We start from the raw sequence: 17,080 nt of genomic DNA on the forward strand, positions 1-17,080 counted from the left end.
GTTCAGTCCTCGGGCCGCAGCGCGATCACCGCCAGTGGCGGAAGGGTGAGCTTCAGCGACTGCGCCTCGCCATGCGCGGCCACGGTGTCCGCGGTGATGCTGCCGGCATTACCCATGTCGCTGCCCCCATAGAAGCGCGAGTCGGTGTTGATGATCTCGCGCCATCGCGCGGCCCGCGGCACGCCGACGCTGTAGGCGTATCGCGGCGCCGGCGTCATGTTGCACACCACCAGCACAGGCCTGTCGCCGTGCTTGCCGCTGCGCAGGAAGGCGAAGACCGAGTTGGAACGATCGTCGCCGATCAACCAGCGGAAACCGCGCCCGTCGCCGTCGAGCCGATGCATCGCCGGCTCACGGCGATAGACCGCGTTGAGGTCGCGCACCAGATGCTGAACACCGGCGTGATCCGGTTCGTCGAGCAGGCGCCAGTCCAGGCTGCTGTCGTGGTTCCACTCGCCCGGCTGCGCCAGCTCGCCGCCCATGAACAGCAGCTTCTTTCCGGGATGCATCCACATCAGCCCCAGCGTGGCGCGCAGATTGGCGAAGCGCTGCCAGCGATCTCCCGGCATCTTGCCCAGCAGCGAGGCTTTGCCGTGCACCACCTCGTCGTGCGAGAGCGGCAGGATGAACTGCTCGGAGAAGGCGTAGAGCAGGCCAAAGGTGACGTCGTCGTGGTGCCACCGGCGATGCACCGGATCGCGCGACACATAGCGCAGCGTGTCGTGCATCCAGCCCATGTTCCATTTGTAGTGGAAGCCCAACCCCTGCTCCGTCGTCGGCCGCGTCACGCCCGGCCAGGCCGTCGATTCCTCGGCGATCATGATCGCGCCGCGGCAGCGCTCGGCGACAACGGCATTGAGGTGCTGCAGGAACGACACCGCCTCGAGGTTCTCGCGCCCGCCATGGACGTTGGGAATCCACTCGCCATGGGCGCGGCTGTAGTCGCGGTATAGCATCGAGGCCACGGCATCGACGCGCAGGCCGTCGACATGGAACTGCTCCAGCCAGTAGAGCGCGCTGGCAATCAGGAAGCCCTGCACCTCGCGCCGGCCGAAATTGTAGATCAGCGTGTTCCAGTCGCGATGGAAACCTTCGCGCGGGTCCTGATGCTCGTAAAGCGCCGTGCCATCGAAACGCGCCAGTCCATGCGCGTCGGAGGGGAAGTGCGCCGGCACCCAGTCGAGCAGGATGCCGATGCCCGCCCGATGCAGCGCGTCGACGAAGCGCGCGAAGCCTTCGGGGGTGCCGAAGCGCGCGGTGGGTGCGAACATGCCGATCGGCTGGTATCCCCAGGAGCCGCTGAAGGGATGCTCGGTGATCGGCAGCAATTCGACATGGGTGAAGCCCATGTCACGCACATAGGGAATCAGCTTCTCCGCCGCCCGATCCCAGTCGAGGCCGGCCATCCACGAACCCAGATGGACCTCGTAGATCGAGATCGGCGCCGCCGGCGACTGGCGCGCGCCGCGCCCCGCCATCCACGCCTCGTCCTGCCAGTGCCAGTCGAGCGGCGCGGCGACGACCGAGGCGGTGCCGGGCGGCGTCTCGCTGTGGCGCGCGATCGGATCGGCCTTCTGTCCGGCGCCGACGATGTCGTACTTGTAGCGCGCACCCGCCGCGACGCGTGGCACGAAGAGCTCCCAGACCCCCGCCGGATGGCGCAGCCGCATGGGATGGCGGCGCGAGTCCCAGCTGTTGAAGTCGCCGATCACCGAGACATGGCCGGCATTGGGCGCCCATACCGCGAAGCGCACGCCCGCGACGCCGTCGACCTGCATCGGCTGGGCGCCGAAGACTCGACCCATCTCGAAATGGCGGCCTTCGTTGAAAAGATGCAGGTCGACATCGCCCAGCAGCAGGCCGAACGCATACGGGTCCTCGGTTTCCTGCATCGCATCCGGCCAGGCGACGCGCAGCAGGTAGGGTGCGCGATCAGTGACGCCGCCCTCGAACAGGCCGCGAGTCTGCGTCTCGGTGAGCCGACCGATCGGCGCCCGGTCGCCGCGCCTGAGCACCTCGACATCGCGCGCGCCCGGCAGATAGGCACGCACCACGCCGTCGTGCGGGCCGAGGAAGGCGAAAGGTTCGCGCAGCAGGAGCGCGGGGTCGATCGCGGCGCCGGCGCGCGGTTGCGAGGCCGCGCTCACGCCGCGACCTCCAGCACGAGACGATCGGCGAGCCGAGACAGGCCGTGCAGCGGTATGTGCAGCCAGGTCGGCCGATTCGCCGCCTCGTAGCCGATCTCGTAGGCAGCCTTCTGCAGGAGGAAGAAGTCGAGCAGCGCGTCGCCGCCGATATTCGGCAGGTCGTTCACACCCTCGCGATAGGCCTCGAGGAAGGCGCGTTCCGCGCCGGCACGCAAGCGCGCAATGAACGCGTCACGCGCGGCCATGCTCAGTCGTGCGGCGACGAGGTTCTTCGGGTCCGTGACCGCGCCAACGGCGTAGTCGAGCGAGCGCAGAAGGCCCGCCGCGTCGATCAGTGGACTCGACTTGGCGCGCCGCTGCGCCAGCGGCAGGCCGGGCTCGCCCTCGAAGTCGATGATGTAGGCGTCGCCGCTCACCACCAGCACTTGGCCAAGATGAAAGTCGCCGTGGACGCGCGTCATCAGCGTGCCCTCGCCCCGGCGCGCCAGCTCGGCGGCCGCTTTGAGGAGCGCGGCGCGCTGCTTCCTCAGCCGGTCAGCCGCCGCCTCGAGCGCCGGATCATCGCCGCGAATGCGGTTGGCGATGGCCCTGAACGCGGAGTCAAGCAGCGACCCGGTACGCTTGATCCAGACCGAAATGTCCTTGCTCGAGGCGCGCACCGGCGCGAAGGCCTCGTTGTCGCTCGGTCGCGCCAGAATGCTGTGCATCGTCGCGAGCTGGCGGCCGATGTTGGCGGCGACATCGTAGTAGTCCTGGGCCTTGTCGGCGCGCGCCTCCTCGCTGGCCTCGTGCGTCGCCAGATCATCGAGGACGCGGTTGAAGTGGTTCAGTGTCCAGGTCCATGCATCGCCCTGGTTGCGCACGAAAGCCTGCGCCACCGCCAGTGAGTGGCGCGCGCCATCCTCGCCGACGCGCACCACCTCGCCCAGCAGCGGCGGGGCGTTGGCGAAGCCCTGCCGCGTCAGATGGCGGCTCATCTCGGCCTCGGGATGCTCGCCCGCCGAGACGCGACGGAAGATCTTGAGCATCGCCGCGTCGTCGACAATCAGCGACGAGTTCGACTGCTCCGCCGTCAGCCACATCACCGTCGCGTCGGGCGCGCGCCTGAGTACGTCCTCCATGCCCGGCGTCGCGTCGAAGACGATCTCGCCATCGGAGGATTTCAGCCGCGTGCCGTCGGCCATCGCCGACAGCACGTGCAGCGCGAAGTCCGGCAGCGCGAAGGCATCGGTCAGCAGCCCGACGCGTCGGCCCTTGCGGACTCGCGCGACGGCAAGCTGCGTCGGCAAGGCGGCCTGCGGCTCGTCCTCCCACAGGATGGAGAGCGGCAGCAGCCAGCGGCTGATGCCGCCGTCGGTCTGTGCCGCGATCTCCGCCAGCAGAAGGGTGCGCTCGCCATCGGGCACCCGGGTCACGCTCGCCAGCCGCGCCGACTTGATGGCCTGGTCCTTGGCGGCGAACCAGCGCCGCTTGGCGAGGTAGGCCGGCAGCGCGTCGCGCAGCGCCGGCGACTCGAGCAGCGACTCCTCCAGCCCGTCGCGCAGCACGATGGTGACATAGTCCGGCAGCGGCTCGGGAGCGGGCGTGTGCCACGACGGCGGCTCACCGGCCGGAGCCAGCACAAACCAGTAGAAGCCGTAGGGCGGCAGGGTCAGCAGGTAGGTAAGCTGGCCGATCGGCGGAAACAGCGAGCCGCCGCTGAGCTCGACCGGCACATGACCGACAAACTCCGAGAGATCGATCTCCACGGCCTGCGGCGTGCGCGCGACGTTGGCCACGCACAGGATGGTCTCGTCCTCGTGGCAGCGCAGGTAGACCAGCACCTTGCGGTTGCGCGGGTATAGGAAACGCAGCGTGCCGCGACCGAAGGCCGGATGCTGGCGGCGAATCGCCAGCATGCGGCGCATCCAGTGGAGCAGCGAATGCGGATCGCGGGTCTGCGCCTCGACGTTGACCGCGTCGTAGCCGTAGAGAGGATCCATGATCGAGGGCAGCGCCAGCGCCGCCGGGTCGGCGCGCGAGAAGCCGCCGTTGCGGTCCGGCGACCATTGCATGGGCGTGCGCACGCCGTCGCGGTCGCCCAGACGGATATTGTCGCCCATGCCGATCTCGTCGCCGTAGTAGATAACCGGCGCGCCGGGCATCGACAGCAGCAGGCAGTTCAGCATCTCGATCCGCCGACGGTCGCGCTCGAGCAGCGGCGCCAGGCGACGGCGGATGCCGAGGTTGATCCGCGCGCGCCGGTCGGTGGCGTAGGTCTGCCAGAGATAGTCGCGCTCCGAGTCTGTGACCATCTCCAGGGTCAGTTCGTCGTGATTGCGCAGGAAGATCGCCCACTGGCAGTTGTCGGGGATCTGCGGTGTCTGGCGCATGATGTCGGTGATCGGGAAGCGGTCCTCGCGCGCCAGTGCCATGTACATGCGCGGCATCAGCGGGAAATGGAACGCCATGTGGCATTCGTCGCCCTGGCCGAAATAGTCCTTGGTGTCCTCCGGCCACTGGTTGGCCTCGGCCAGCAGCATGCGATCGGGATAGCGCGCGTCGAGCTCGGCGCGGATGCGCTTGAGCATGGCGTGCGTCTCCGGGAGGTTCTCGTTGATGGTGCCTTCGCGCTCGACCAGGTAGGGCACGGCGTCGAGTCTGAGCCCGTCGACACCGATGTCGAGCCAGAAACGCATCACCGACAGCACCGCTTCGACCACCTTGGGATTGTCGAAGTTGAGGTCGGGCTGGTGCGAGTAGAATCGGTGCCAGAAATAGGCCCGGGCCACCGGATCCCAGGTCCAGTTGGAGCGCTCGGTGTCGAGGAAGATGATGCGCGTGCCCCTGTATTTCTCGTCGGTATCGGACCAGACGTAGAAGTCGCGGAACACCGAACCCGGCTTGGCCTTGCGGGCGCGCTGGAACCAGGGATGCTGGTCCGAGGTGTGGTTGATCACCAGTTCGGTGATCACGCGCATCCCCTTCTTGTGCGCCGCGGCGATGAACCGGCGCACGTCGGCCATCACACCGTACTCTGGATGCACGTTGCGATAGTCGGCGATGTCGTAACCGTCGTCGCGCCGCGGCGAGGGGTAGAACGGCAGCAGCCACAGCGTGTTGACGCCGAGGTCGGCAAGATAGTCGAGCTTGGAGATCAGGCCGGGGAAGTCGCCGATGCCGTCGTTGTTCGAATCCGCGAACGACTTGACGTGGAGCTGGTAGATGATCGCGTCCTTGTACCAGAGTGGATCCCTCGCGCTGCTTTCGCGCGTCAGCGCCCGGGACGGAGCAAGCGGTGCAACGGGCACGTTCATGGCGCTGCTCCGCCAACGGGCGATATGCGCCACAGGGCGTAGGGCAGCACCTGGGGATCCAGCCGCAGGCGCTGCAACTTGCCGGTCCATGTGAAGCGCCGATTGGTCAGCAAGTCCTCGACCTCGAGCGTCCCGCTGTCCGGCAGATTCCATTCCCAGAGCGGGATCTCGAAGGTCGCTTCCTGCGCGACATTCGGCTCGAGACTGACGGCGACGAGAATCATGTCCTCGCGCGGCTCGGTGAAGCGGCCGTAGAGCAGCACTTGGTCGTTGAAGGCGTTGTAGAAGCGCAGCCCGAGATGGCTCTGCAGTGCCGGATGGGCGCGCCGCAGGCGGTTGAGCGTCGTGATCTCGCTCACGATGTTGCCGGGCGCGTCGAAGTCGCGGACGCGGATCTGGTACTTCTCGGAGTCGAGGTATTCCTCTCGCCCGGGCAGCGGCGCGCCTTCGCACAGCTCGAAGCCGGAATACATGCCCCACAGGCCCGACAACGTCGTGGCCAGCGCGGCGCGGATCAGGAAGCCGGGCCGGCCAGAGGTCTGCAGAAACACCGGATTGATGTCGGGCGTGTTGACGAAGAAGTTGGGCCGGAAGAACTCGGCCACCTCGGTTGTCGTCAGCTCGGTCAGGTACTCCGTCAACTCGCGCTTGGTGTTGCGCCACGTGAAGTAGGTATAGGACTGGGTGAAGCCGACCTTGGCCAGGCGGTACATCATCTTCGGCCGCGTGAAGGCCTCCGACAGGAAGATCACGTCGGGATGACGGCCGCGCACGTCGGCGATCATCCACTGCCAGAACGGCAGCGGCTTGGTGTGAGGGTTGTCGACGCGGAAGATGCGTACGCCCTCGTCGACCCAGAACTGCACCACGTCGCGCAGCGCCAGCCACAGCGAGGGCACGGCGCCGGGCGCGTAGAAGTCGACATTGTGGATGTCCTGGTACTTCTTCGGCGGATTCTCGGCATACTTGATCGTGCCGTCGGCCCGGCGCCTGAACCATTCCGGGTGGTCGCGCAGCCAGGGATGGTCGGGAGAGCACTGGATGGCGAAGTCGAGGGCGATCTCCAGCCCCTGCGCACGCGCTGCCGCCACCAGCCGCCGGAAATCCGCCGGCGTACCCAGGGCTGGATGGATGGCGTCGTGGCCACCCTCCTCGCCGCCGATCGCATAGGGACTGCCGAGATCACCGGGCTGCGCGTTCAGCGAGTTGTTGCGGCCCTTGCGGTTGCGCGCCCCGATGGGATGGATCGGCGGGAAATAGAGGACGTCGAAGCCCATGGCGCGGATGCGCGGCAGGGCGGCGACGACGTCGTCGAAAGTGCCATGACGCCGCTCGTCGCGGGTGAGCGAGCGCGGGAAGAGCTCGTACCAGCTGGCGAACCCGGCTTCGCGCCGCTCGACATCCAGCGCTACCGGTGCGCTGCGGGCGGCGAAGGCACGCGGATCGGCGATATCGACCAGCTCGCGCATCGCCGGCGACAGCAAGGCCTTTACCATCACCTCGCCCGACGCCTGCGACAGCATGTTCAGCACTTCGGCGAACTTCGCCGCCGTGCACGGTACGTTGCGGTCGGCCAGCATCTGCAGATAGGCGCGCGCATCGGCGACGTCGGCGGCGACGTCGACGCCTGCCTCGTGGCGCGCCTCGATGGCGTGGCGAATCGAGCCGAACTCGTCCCACCACCCCTCGACGGCGAACTCGTGCCGGCCGATTCGCACCGGCACGAAGGATGCGCGCCAGCGATCATTGCCCAGAAATGCCATCGGCACGCGCCGCCACTCCGGCTCGTCGGCGGCGCGCCAGAGCAGCTCGGCCCGCAGCTGATCATGGCCATCGGTGTAGACGTCGGCCTCGGCGATAACCGGCTGCCCGGCGATCCGCGTGGCGGCAAAGGGACCGCCGGCGACGGCCGGCGCGAGATTCTCGACGACGATCCGGGCAGACGACACCGCCGCCAGGACATCGCCGGCGACATCGGCCCGGACGACCGCCCTCGCCGGTTCCAGCTCGACGACGCGAACCTCGCCCGGTTCGAGGGTGGTGATCGGATGCTTGGCCGCCAATTCCCCGATCGCGGGATGCGCCGCCCTGCCGGAGACCGACCAGGAATTGGCGAGATCGGTGTTGATGATGACGGCGACGCCCCGACGCGCGTCGCGTACATCAGGGGCGTCGACGCGCGCCAGGGACGAGACCCTGGCGCCGGCGCCGCTGAGGCTGACCATCTGTCCGCGCAGGGCGAGCGCCTGCGCAAATGTCGTGCCCAGTGCCTTGACGTCACCGGAGACATCGCCGGCCGACATCTCCCCAAGATCCGCCGGCACGGAGTGGGCATCGACCCGGCGCGTCGCCAGCCGCTCGAAGCCCATCGGCACCAGCCATCCGTTGCCAGTCGCCGCCGCGATCCGCAGCGCGCGTTGCGCCAGCATGGCGCGCGCCTGTGACGTCGCGGCACGCGCGGCGATGCGTTCGCCAAAGGGTACCTCCGCCGGCACAATGACCGGCGCGATGCGGCGCAGTCGCTCGTGCTCCTCGGCGTACCAGCCGGCGCGGCCATCCCACCACGGGGCGGACGCGAACACGCCGGCCAGACCGCTGCCGGCCAGCGACTCCAGCCGCGGCCAGTCCATGCCGGGCGTCCATGCCAGGTGCGATGCACCGGGAACGCCGTCGATGATCGCCTTCAGCGCCGCCGTCGGCAGCGAGTCGCTTCCCAGCAGGCGAAACCCGGCGACGCCCTCACTTGCAAGCCGCCCGAGATGCTCGATCCACCAGCCGGCGAACCAGCCGACGGTAGAGCTCTCGAGCGATACGACCAGGCCGTCCGCCCGCGCACGCGGATCGAGCCCGCCCGACAGCTTCAGCGGACGGAAACGGTCAGGAAAGGCCTGGGCGAGCCTGTGGGTGGTCGCGATGCGATCGAGCACGATGTCGACTACCAGACGCAGCCCGGCCGCCTTGCACGCGGCGGCAAGTCGCCCGGCTTGCCCCTCGGGTGCGCCGCCCAGGGCGGCCTGGTCGTGGTCGTCGGCGAGGAAGGGATCGGACGGAACATGCCGGAACAGCGGCGGCAGGCAGATCGCCTCGAAACCCATGTCGCGCGCGCGCCGGAAATGGCCCGGCCAAGCATCTACCGGCCCCGCAAGTGCGGGATGGATGTAATAAAGTTTCGCGAGCCCGGTCGGCGACAGGCGTTCTGACATGGGAGAGATAACCGCCGAACGCCGCAAATGGTTGCGTGGCTGCGGCGCCTTGTGGACAGGTTACTTGGCTGACGCGGCGGCCAGAGAGAGTGCGTGCGCGGTGCTTCCGACAGGCACGCGCGGCGGTGCCGGGACGTTTTTCTTTGCAACCCGTCGCAACGGCGCCTCATCGCGCGTCTTCTGGCGGGCCAGCGCGGCCAGGTAGGTCCGGGCCCACCACCCGACATCGCGCGCCTCGAGGTCGGCCACCAGGCGTGCGTGACGCACCCGGCGCTCCTCCAATGGCATGCAGAGCGCGGTGTGGATGGCCTCGGCGACCTCCACTTTGTCGAAGGGATTGACCGTCAGCGCGTCCGGCATCTGGCGCGCGGCGCCAGCGAAGCGCGAGAGCACGAGCACGCCGGGATTGGCCGCGTCCTGTGCCGCGACATATTCCTTGGCCACGAGGCCCATGCCGTCGCGCATCGGTGTCACCAGGCCGACCGCGGCGTGGCGATACAGTCCGGCCAGCACCTGTCGCGAAAAGGTACGCTTTACGAAACGAATCGGCACCCAGTCGGGGCCGCTATGCGCGCCGTTGATGCGACCGATGCTCTGGTCGATCTGGCGCGCCAGCGCTTCGTACCCCGGCACCTCCGATCGCGAAGGCGGCGTGATCTGCAACAGCACCGCCTGGTCGCGCTGCTGCGGATGGGCGAGCAGGAACTGCTCGAAGGCGTCGATGCGTTCGACGATACCCTTGGAGTAGTCAAGCCGATCGACACCGATCACCAGCCGTCGATTGCCCAGGCTCTGCGCAGCCCGGCGGACCAGCGGCAGAATGCTGGCGCGCTCGGCGAATTGCCGGAATGTGCGCGTATCGATGCCGACGGGAAAGGCCTCGATCCGTATGGTGCGCCCATCGAGCCGCACGCGACCGCCACGACTCTCGATCGCACCCCTCTGCTCGACCAAACCGCGCACCAGATTGCCCGCGTCGGTCGTGGTCTGCACGCCGATGAGGTCGTATGCGGCCATGCCGCGAAGCAATTGTCGGCACGCCGGTACGGCACCGAACACTTCGATCGGCGGCCACGGGATATGGTGGAAGTAGCCGATACGGTTTTTCACACCCATCTCGCGCAGGATCGAGGCGAAGGGCAGCAAGTGGTAGTCGTGAACCCAGATCACGTCATCACTGCGCAACAGAGGCATCAGTGCCGTTGCCAACTTTCGATTGACGCGCAGATAGCCCGCGTAGTCGTTGCGCGAGAACTCGGCGAGGCCCAACCGGTAGTGCATGGCCGGCCAGAGAACACGGTTGGCGAAGCCCAGATAGTATTCCTGCCGATCGATCGGCGTCAGATCGACCTGCTGATACTCGACTCGGTCATCGAGCGTGGTGCGCAATCGGCCGTCGGCGTCCTCCGCCACCCCGCCGCTCCAGCCGAACCAGACGCCGCCGCGCTCCTGCAGCAAGTCCTTGATCGCAACTGCCCGCCCGTCAGCGGCCGCCTTCTCCGCGCCGCGCGATGAGGGGACACGATCCGAAACGACAACAAGACGCATGGAGGCTTTCCCCGACCGACCGACCTCACGGGAACGCCGCACTTCGGGCCAAGTTGCCACGCCCGGTCGATTACGCGCTGTCGTGCTGGTGGGCCGCGCCGCTGGGGCTATCGTGCCGGAAGCAGCCGTGGATGGCCGACCATCCCGGGTCTCGGATCCTCCGTGAATTGAGCAGGCCCTTGGCCCGGATCATCCCGTCCCGGAACGGCGCTTCGACGGCCGTGCTGGATATGAGCCCGTCGAGGTCCTGCACGCGGACAATGGATCACGCCTTGACGATCCGCGGGCCGGACAGGCCATGGCGCGCACAGACATTGCGCGTGTCGATGACGAGGCGCGAGCAGCGCACCACTGTGCGGTAGTCGACGGCATCGTGATCGGTGGCAATGACCGTGGCGTCGATGCCCGACAGGATCGTTTCGCTGAGCTCGACCGAGCGCCGGCCGACGAATGCCGCGTGCTCGCGAATCGGCGGGATCTGCGGCACGAAGGGGTCGTGAAACAGGACTTCCGCGCCGTGGCGTTCCAGCAGCTCCATGATCCTGAAGGACGGGCTCTCGCGCGTGTCGTCGACGTTCTTCTTGTAGGCGACGCCCAACACCAGGATGCGCGCGCCCCTGGCCGCCCGTCCGCCATGCTCGTTCAGCGCCTCGATCGTGCGGGCGACCACGCGCTGCGGCATCGCGGTGTTGATCTCGCCGGCCAGCTCGACGAAGCGCGTCGCGACGCCGAACTCGCGCGCCTTCCAGGTGAGATAGAACGGGTCGATCGGGATGCAGTGGCCGCCCAGCCCCGGGCCCGGATAGAACGGCATGAAGCCGAATGGCTTGGTCTTGGCGGCCTCGATGACTTCCCAGACATCGATGCCCATCGCCTCGAAGACGACCTTGAGCTCGTTGACCAGCGCCACGTTGACGGCGCGGAAGATGTTCTCGGTCAGCTTCACCGCCTCGGCGGTGGCCAGCGAGGAAGCCGGGATGGTGCGCGGCACGATCTGGTCGTAGAGCGCACAGGCCAGCCGCAGCGAATCGGGATCGTCGGCGCCGACGATCTTCGGAATGTCGGCGGTGGCGAACGTCGTGTTTCCCGGATCCTCGCGTTCCGGCGAATAGGCCAGGAAGAAGTCGACCCCCGCGCGCAGGCCGCCGCGCTCGAGAATCGGCCGCACGATCTCGTTCGTCGTGCCGGGATAGGTCGTCGACTCCAGGACGACGAGCTGGCCGCGCCGCAGATGCGGTGCGATGGACTCGCACGTGCCGATCACGAACGACAGGTCGGGATCGCGCTGCGGCGTAAGCGGCGTCGGCACGCACAGGATGATCGCGTCGACGGCGGCAAGGGCGGCGAAGTCGACGGTGGCCGTCAGCGTGCCCGCCGCGCGCAACTCGCGAATATCGTCGTCGGAGATGCGTCCTATGTAGGAGGAGCCGGCGTTCAGGCGATCGACTTTAGCCCCGTCGATATCGAGGCCCTGGACGGAGAATCCCCGCCTGGCGAAGGTGACAGCCAGCGGCAGCCCGACATATCCCAGACCGATGACGCCGATCCGCGCCGTGCGGGCATGGAAGGTTTCGGCGGGCGCCAGCGCCGGGGGAGCCAGACTGTCATTCATCGCGGTTGGCCACGGATGTCAGATACCACCTGAACCGCCGCCAGGCGATCAGGATTGTGTGCGACCGAAGCAGTCGCCTGCCCTAGCATGGCCGCATCCAATCGCCGGGAGGGACCGATCGTGACCAAATTTGCCTTCGACGAGAATGAGGCCTTCAGGAAGGGCCGCGAGGTGTGGTTCGAGATGCGCGGGCCGAAGGTGGCTCAGGCAGCCATGGAGCAGGCCGCCGAGCATGAGATGACCCGCGACCTGCGCCAGTACCTGTTCGAGCACTGCTTCGCCGCGGTCTGGGCGAGGCCGGGGCTCGAGCGCGCCACGCGCAGCATCATCACCATCTCGGTGCTCACGGCGCTGGGCCGCACCGAGGAGCTGAAGTCGCACATCCGCATGGGCATCAACAACGGGCTGACGCGCGAGGAGCTCAAGGAGATCTTCCTGCATGTCGGCATCTATGCCGGCGTGCCGACGGCGGTCTCCGCGGTGCGCGCCGCCATGGAGGAGTTCGCCGCCCTCGACCGGGCGAAGACCTAGTTCTGTCATCCCGAGCGCAGCGAGGGAACCAGGGCTGACCTGGATCCCTCGCCGCGCTCGGATGACAAACGGGCCCGATTCCCTACGCGACGAAGCGGATGCCCTCGTAGTCCTTCGCCGCGACCTCGTTGATGCGCTGGACGTACTTGGGCGCGCCGCCGTTGTAGACCATGTAGCGCACGCGGCCGTGCTCATGGCCCGGGATATTGGAATTGTACCCGGTGAACCACGACTTGGCCTTGCGCATCAGCATGATCGAGTACATCTGGATCACGTGCTCGGTCCAGCGCGCCTCGGCTTCGGGCGTGGCGTCGGCGCGGCTCAACCCCCGGGCGCGCATGTGCCGCAGGAGATCGGTGCACCAGTTCACGCCGGTCTCGATGCCGCGCGGGTAGTTGGTCGAGGCCGAGCCGCTCTGCGGCCCCGAGGGCATCAGCAGGTTGGGGAAGCCGCTCACCATCATGCCGAGGAAGGTGCTCGGCCCGTCCTTCCACCGCTCGGCGAGCGTCACGCCGCCCTCGCCGCGGATGTCGATATGGTCGTAGGCGCCGGTGATGGCGTCGAAGCCGGTGGCGTAGACGATGACGTCGAACTCGAAGTCGCGCTCGCTGGTGCGCAGCCCGGTCTCGGTCAGGCGCACGATCGGCGTCTCGCTGATGTCGACCAGATGCACATTGGGCCGGTTGTAGGCCTCGAAGTAATTGGTCTCCATCGGCACGCGCTGCACGCCGAATCCATGGTCTTTCGGGATCAGCTTCTCGGCGACGTTCGGGTCCTTCACGCGCCGGCGGATGCGGCCGGCGATATACTCCGAGAACTCGGCGTTGGCCTCCTCGTTGGTGAAGATCTCGCGGAAATTGGCCAGCCAGATGGCGAAGCCGGGCTTGCCGTAGAGGCCGTCCCAGAACTTCACCCGCTCCTCGTGCGTGAGCTCGTAGAAGCCGCGGCGGTCCGGCTCGTGCTCGAAACCGCCGGGCGAGCGCGCGCAGGCCTGGAAGATCTCGTCGTAGCGCTTGCGGATATCGGCCATCTCGCGCTCGGAGATCGGCCCGTTGCCCAAAGGCGCGCTCCAGTTGGGCCGGCGCTGGAACACCGTCAGCTCGCCCACCTTGTCGGCGATCTCGCCGATCACCTGGATGCCGGTGGCGCCGGTGCCGATCACCGCGACCTTCTTGCCGGCCAGCTCGACCGGCTCCTGCGGCCAGTGGAAGGTGTGGAACGAGTGGCCCTTGAAATCGTCCATGCCCTCCAGCCGGGGCGGTGTCGGGATCGACAGCAGGCCGACGGTGAGGATCACGAAGCGGGCCGACAGTGTGCGGCCATCGCTGATCCTCAGCCGCCAGAGGTTGGCCTTCTCGTCGTAGTGCGCGGCATCGACCCGGCAATTGAACTGCATGTGCCGGCGCAGGTCGAACTTGCCGGCGACGAAGTTGAGGTAGCGCAGATTCTCCGGCTGACCGGAGAAGCGCTCCTTCCAGTGCCACTCGTCGAGCAGCTCGCGCGAGAAGGAATAGCCGTAGGTGTAGCTCTCCGAATCGAAACGCGCGCCGGGATAGCGGTTCCAGTACCAGGTGCCGCCGAGATCGGCGCCGCCCTCGAGCACGGTGGCGGAGATGCCGAGATCGACCAGCCGCTTGATCTGGTAGATGCCGCCGACGCCGGCGCCGATGACGATGACCTCGTAGTCCATGTGCCCGCTCCACGCCGCTTGCCGGCGCCGATTGTACCCCCGCCCCGCCGGCGGCAATCTCTCATCGCGGCACGGGCTGCGTTTTGCCGCATGCCGATGCGGAAGCGAATTCCGCAGCGGTGCGTGTCGTCCTCAGCGGCGCAGGAAGCGCAGCGCCAGCTCCTCGCCGACGAAGCGATGGAAGCGGCCGCCGCCGTGCCCGTCGCCCGGAATGAGGAAATCCTCGAACGCCAGGCCGGCCTGCGCGAAGAGCGGCTGGATGGCGAGCATGGTCGAGCCGGTCCGGGCGATCATCGCCGCGACGCGGTCGTGATAGAACAGGCGGTCGTTGCTCCAGTACAGGACGACGAGATCGCAGCCGTAGCGCTCGCGCACGGTCCGCCGGATCTGCGACAGCAGCGCCTCGGCCAGCGCGAGCTGGCGCGAGACGCGCAGGACGCGCCGGGCGATGAAGGCGATCTCCGAGCGCAGCACGGCCGACATCGTGCGCCGCACGATCCAGCTTCGCCCGTCGCGCACCGCGCCGGCCGGCCCGGCGATGCGCAGGCCCCCGGGCGTCAGCTCGTACTGCGCCATCAGCCGCCAGTGCCCGAAATGAGCGTAGTCGCCGCCGTCGCGCAGCAGGTGATCGTCGTCGAACCACAGGAAGACCTGGCGCACCTTGCCGCCGGCGATCGCGGCGTCGACCGCGCCGTTCTCCAGGCGCGTCAGGGCCTGGCTCGCGCTGTGGCCGCTGACCCCGAAATTGACGATGCGAAAGCGCCCGCCCGTCGCCAGCGCGACCTGTTGCGGCAACGTCTCGTCGTCGTTGACGCCATCGCCGAAGACGAAGGAATCGCCCAGGAAGATCACGACCTCACCGTCGGGGTTCGACGCCGGCACCACCCGGCGACGGTCGGCATCGATCGTGTAGAGCGCGTCGTAGATCGTCCGGTCGCCCTGCCTGGAGAGCGCACGCACGGTGGTGGACGCCTGCGGCAGCCAGCCGACGAGCGGCGCCGGCAGGAACATCGGCGCGGGATCGTGCCGGACGACGGCGCTGGCGTCGCCGGTGTGCGAGCCCTTCGCGGCGTACAGCGCCATCTCGGCCACCGCCAGGCAGGCGAGGATCGTGCCGATCGAGATGGCGACGTTTCGCGCCAGCGGACGAATCGGCAGGATCGCCAGGGCGAACGCGGCGGCGGCCGCCAGCCCGACGCAGGCGAGCAGCGAATTGATCCCGAACAGCCCGATGCCGCCCGCCAACAGGACTGCGGCGAGCAGAAACGACCACGGATACGCGACGACACCGGCCCGCAGTCGAACCCGAATGGTCGACATGCCTTCCCCCAGCACGCGATGCGGCTGCCATGGTTTCCGCTGTCGGGGATTGCGTCAATGCATTGCCTTCCGCCGTTGGCGAGACGGTGGATCTGTCACCGGCAGCGGCTGGCGGCGACCTGCATCTTCGACGCGAAGGCGGCGGCGTCGGCGGCGCTGGAGCGCGCCATTTCGGCCCGCGCCAGCCCGGTGTCCTGGTTCGTCACCAGCGCCGCCTGCAGGACGATGCGCAGGTCGCGCGGCGAAAGCGCCACGAAATTGAACCGGATCACCTCCTCGGGCGGCGCCGGTGCATGGCGCAGGGTCAGCGGGCCATCGGGGGCCGCCGGCCTCACCCGCCCGACGACCAGGGCCGTCTCGCTGTCGAGCCGCGCCGTGAAGCCCTGGCCGAGCATTTCCCTGAGCAGCAGCGCGCGCACGCAGGCCGGGTCGACGTCGCGCAGTGTCACCTCGGGGTCGGCCGACGCCGGTGCGCTCGCCGGCGCCGCCACCGGCTCGTAATCGCCGCAGGCCGCCAACAGCGCCATGGCACAGGCCGTCGCTGCCTGGCGCAATCCCCCGACGCGAGCACGCACCGCGTCGCCTCCCTCGTCGCCTCCGCTGCCCGACTATACCGCCTCAGGCGCCGCGCCGGCGAAGGATCACGACGACGACATCGCCGCCGTGCCCGAGATGGTGCTCCCCCGGCTGGCGCTGGTGCACCCACCATCGCGACATCTCGCTGTCGCTGGCGATGCGGATGGCCGGCGGGCGGGCGGGATCGCGCCCGAAAGGGCTGCCGTCGTGGAGGAATTTCCGAAGAATGCCCTGGAACCATTGCTCCAGGCATGTCGCTGCCGCCTCGGCCTCGCTGCGCGCGTTGAAGATGGCGACGCCCGACCGACCCGTGTCGGCGGCATAGATCGGCATGGTGGTCTCCCCTACGCCACGACCAGCCTGGACGTTGGCCTCGCGACATCGATCAGCTCGCTCACCCTGGGCCGGCCCTCTTCATGGAAGACGACCTGCGAGGTCTCGACCTCGAGCCTGAGCGCGCCGTCGACGTCGCCGTCATCGGCGGCGTAGGCGGTCTGCCGGTCGGCGGCGATCGACATCGGCGCAAAGGACGCGATGTCCTGGGCGATCCTCTCGGCCAGGGCGCGCGTCATGCCATTGGCGGTCTTGCGGGTCGCGAGACCGATGGCCATGGCCCGGTCGCAGCCGATGGCCCGGCCGGTGAGCAGGATGTCCATCGCCTGGCCGATGCCGACGACGCCGGGCAGGCGACCGGCGGTGCCGTCGCCGGTGACGCCCAGCCGGCGGGCGAAGACGCCGAAGGTCGCGGTCTCGTCGACGATCCGGATGTCGCACAGCAGGGCCAGGCCCAGCCCCTCGGCGCTGGCATAGCCCTCGATGGCGGCGATGCTCGGCTTGGCCAGCCGCCTGTGCAGCGGCCCGCCCTCGCCGGCCCAAGGGACGTACTCGTTGGCGGCGGTCAGGTCCGACAGATCGGCGCCGGAGCAGAAATTGCCGCCGCTGCCGGTGATCACCACGGCACCGATCTCGGGATCGGCCTCGGCCGCCCGCAGCGCCGTCGCCAGCCCCAGGGCGCCCTCGCGGGTGAAGGCGTTGCGCGTCTCGGCGGAGTTCAGGATGACCGTCATCACCGGCGGCCGCCGCGTCGAGAGGATCAGGCCGCCGGCATAGGGGATCGGAGCGAAGGTGGGCATCGGCGTTCGGGCGTTCCTTCGCTC

Annotated in this window: 11 protein-coding genes; 1 reads left to right on the forward strand and 10 read right to left on the reverse strand. The window is 68.3% G+C overall.

Annotated elements, in window-relative coordinates; all coding sequences use genetic code 11:
• Positions 1-2 precede the first annotated feature (2 nt).
• The 5 genes from glgB to KF889_19750 all read right to left on the reverse strand — a co-directional run bounded on the left by glgB (position 3) and on the right by KF889_19750 (position 11,806).
• A complete protein-coding gene (gene glgB, locus KF889_19730) occupies positions 3-2,147 on the reverse strand; it encodes a 1,4-alpha-glucan branching protein GlgB (protein ID MBX3501677.1) in 2,145 nt (714 codons plus the stop codon).
• A complete protein-coding gene (gene treS / locus KF889_19735) occupies positions 2,144-5,443 on the reverse strand; it encodes a maltose alpha-D-glucosyltransferase (protein MBX3501678.1) in 3,300 nt (1,099 codons plus the stop codon). The genes glgB and treS overlap by 4 nt, the downstream gene beginning before the upstream one ends.
• Positions 5,440-8,646, reverse strand: coding sequence for a DUF3416 domain-containing protein (locus KF889_19740; GenBank protein MBX3501679.1), 3,207 nt, complete (start codon positions 8,644-8,646; stop codon positions 5,440-5,442). The genes treS and KF889_19740 overlap by 4 nt, the downstream gene beginning before the upstream one ends.
• 60 nt (positions 8,647-8,706) lie before the next feature.
• The gene (locus KF889_19745) at positions 8,707-10,194 is read right to left on the reverse strand and encodes a trehalose-6-phosphate synthase (protein MBX3501680.1); all 1,488 of its coding nucleotides are present in this window, start codon (positions 10,192-10,194) and stop codon (positions 8,707-8,709) included.
• 265 nt (positions 10,195-10,459) lie between these two features.
• Positions 10,460-11,806, reverse strand: coding sequence for a nucleotide sugar dehydrogenase (locus KF889_19750; protein MBX3501681.1), 1,347 nt, complete (start codon positions 11,804-11,806; stop codon positions 10,460-10,462).
• A gap of 120 nt (positions 11,807-11,926) precedes the next feature.
• On the opposite strand from KF889_19750, the gene KF889_19755 reads away from it, so the two are divergent.
• Positions 11,927-12,337, forward strand: coding sequence for a carboxymuconolactone decarboxylase family protein (locus KF889_19755; GenBank protein ID MBX3501682.1), 411 nt, complete (start codon positions 11,927-11,929; stop codon positions 12,335-12,337).
• A gap of 82 nt (positions 12,338-12,419) precedes the next feature.
• On the opposite strand, the gene KF889_19760 is transcribed toward KF889_19755, so the two are convergent.
• The 5 genes from KF889_19760 to KF889_19780 form a co-directional block, all read right to left on the reverse strand.
• Complete coding sequence (locus tag KF889_19760) at positions 12,420-14,027, reverse strand: NAD(P)/FAD-dependent oxidoreductase (GenBank protein MBX3501683.1); 1,608 nt, start codon at positions 14,025-14,027, stop codon at positions 12,420-12,422.
• Positions 14,028-14,159: 132 nt separating this feature from the next.
• Positions 14,160-15,347, reverse strand: a complete 1,188-nt coding sequence (locus KF889_19765) for an SGNH/GDSL hydrolase family protein (protein MBX3501684.1) — start codon at positions 15,345-15,347, stop codon at positions 14,160-14,162.
• 95 nt (positions 15,348-15,442) lie between these two features.
• Positions 15,443-15,922 carry a hypothetical protein gene (locus tag KF889_19770; protein MBX3501685.1) on the reverse strand — a complete coding sequence of 160 codons (480 nt, stop codon included), beginning with the start codon at positions 15,920-15,922 and terminating at the stop codon, positions 15,443-15,445.
• Positions 15,923-15,965: 43 nt separating this feature from the next.
• Complete coding sequence (locus KF889_19775) at positions 15,966-16,256, reverse strand: hypothetical protein (protein MBX3501686.1); 291 nt, start codon at positions 16,254-16,256, stop codon at positions 15,966-15,968.
• Positions 16,257-16,267: 11 nt separating this feature from the next.
• Positions 16,268-17,056, reverse strand: coding sequence for an enoyl-CoA hydratase/isomerase family protein (locus KF889_19780; GenBank protein ID MBX3501687.1), 789 nt, complete (start codon positions 17,054-17,056; stop codon positions 16,268-16,270).
• Positions 17,057-17,080: the final 24 nt, after the last annotated feature.

The sequence above is a fragment of the Alphaproteobacteria bacterium genome, assembly GCA_019635875.1.
Taxonomy (GTDB): domain Bacteria; phylum Pseudomonadota; class Alphaproteobacteria; order Reyranellales; family Reyranellaceae; genus JAFAZJ01.

Bases quoted from the DNA above. Each gene is read 5' to 3' on its own strand.
- treS (MBX3501678.1), bottom strand. From the start codon at position 5,443: ATGAACGTGCCCGTTGCACCGCTTGCTCCGTCCCGGGCGCTGACGCGC.
- KF889_19740 (MBX3501679.1), bottom strand. From the start codon at position 8,646: ATGTCAGAACGCCTGTCGCCGACCGGGCTCGCGAAACTTTATTACATC.
- KF889_19745 (MBX3501680.1), bottom strand. From the start codon at position 10,194: ATGCGTCTTGTTGTCGTTTCGGATCGTGTCCCCTCATCGCGCGGCGCG.
- KF889_19750 (MBX3501681.1), bottom strand. From the start codon at position 11,806: ATGAATGACAGTCTGGCTCCCCCGGCGCTGGCGCCCGCCGAAACCTTC.
- KF889_19760 (MBX3501683.1), bottom strand. From the start codon at position 14,027: ATGGACTACGAGGTCATCGTCATCGGCGCCGGCGTCGGCGGCATCTAC.
- KF889_19765 (MBX3501684.1), bottom strand. From the start codon at position 15,347: ATGTCGACCATTCGGGTTCGACTGCGGGCCGGTGTCGTCGCGTATCCG.
- KF889_19775 (MBX3501686.1), bottom strand. From the start codon at position 16,256: ATGCCGATCTATGCCGCCGACACGGGTCGGTCGGGCGTCGCCATCTTC.
- KF889_19780 (MBX3501687.1), bottom strand. From the start codon at position 17,056: ATGCCCACCTTCGCTCCGATCCCCTATGCCGGCGGCCTGATCCTCTCG.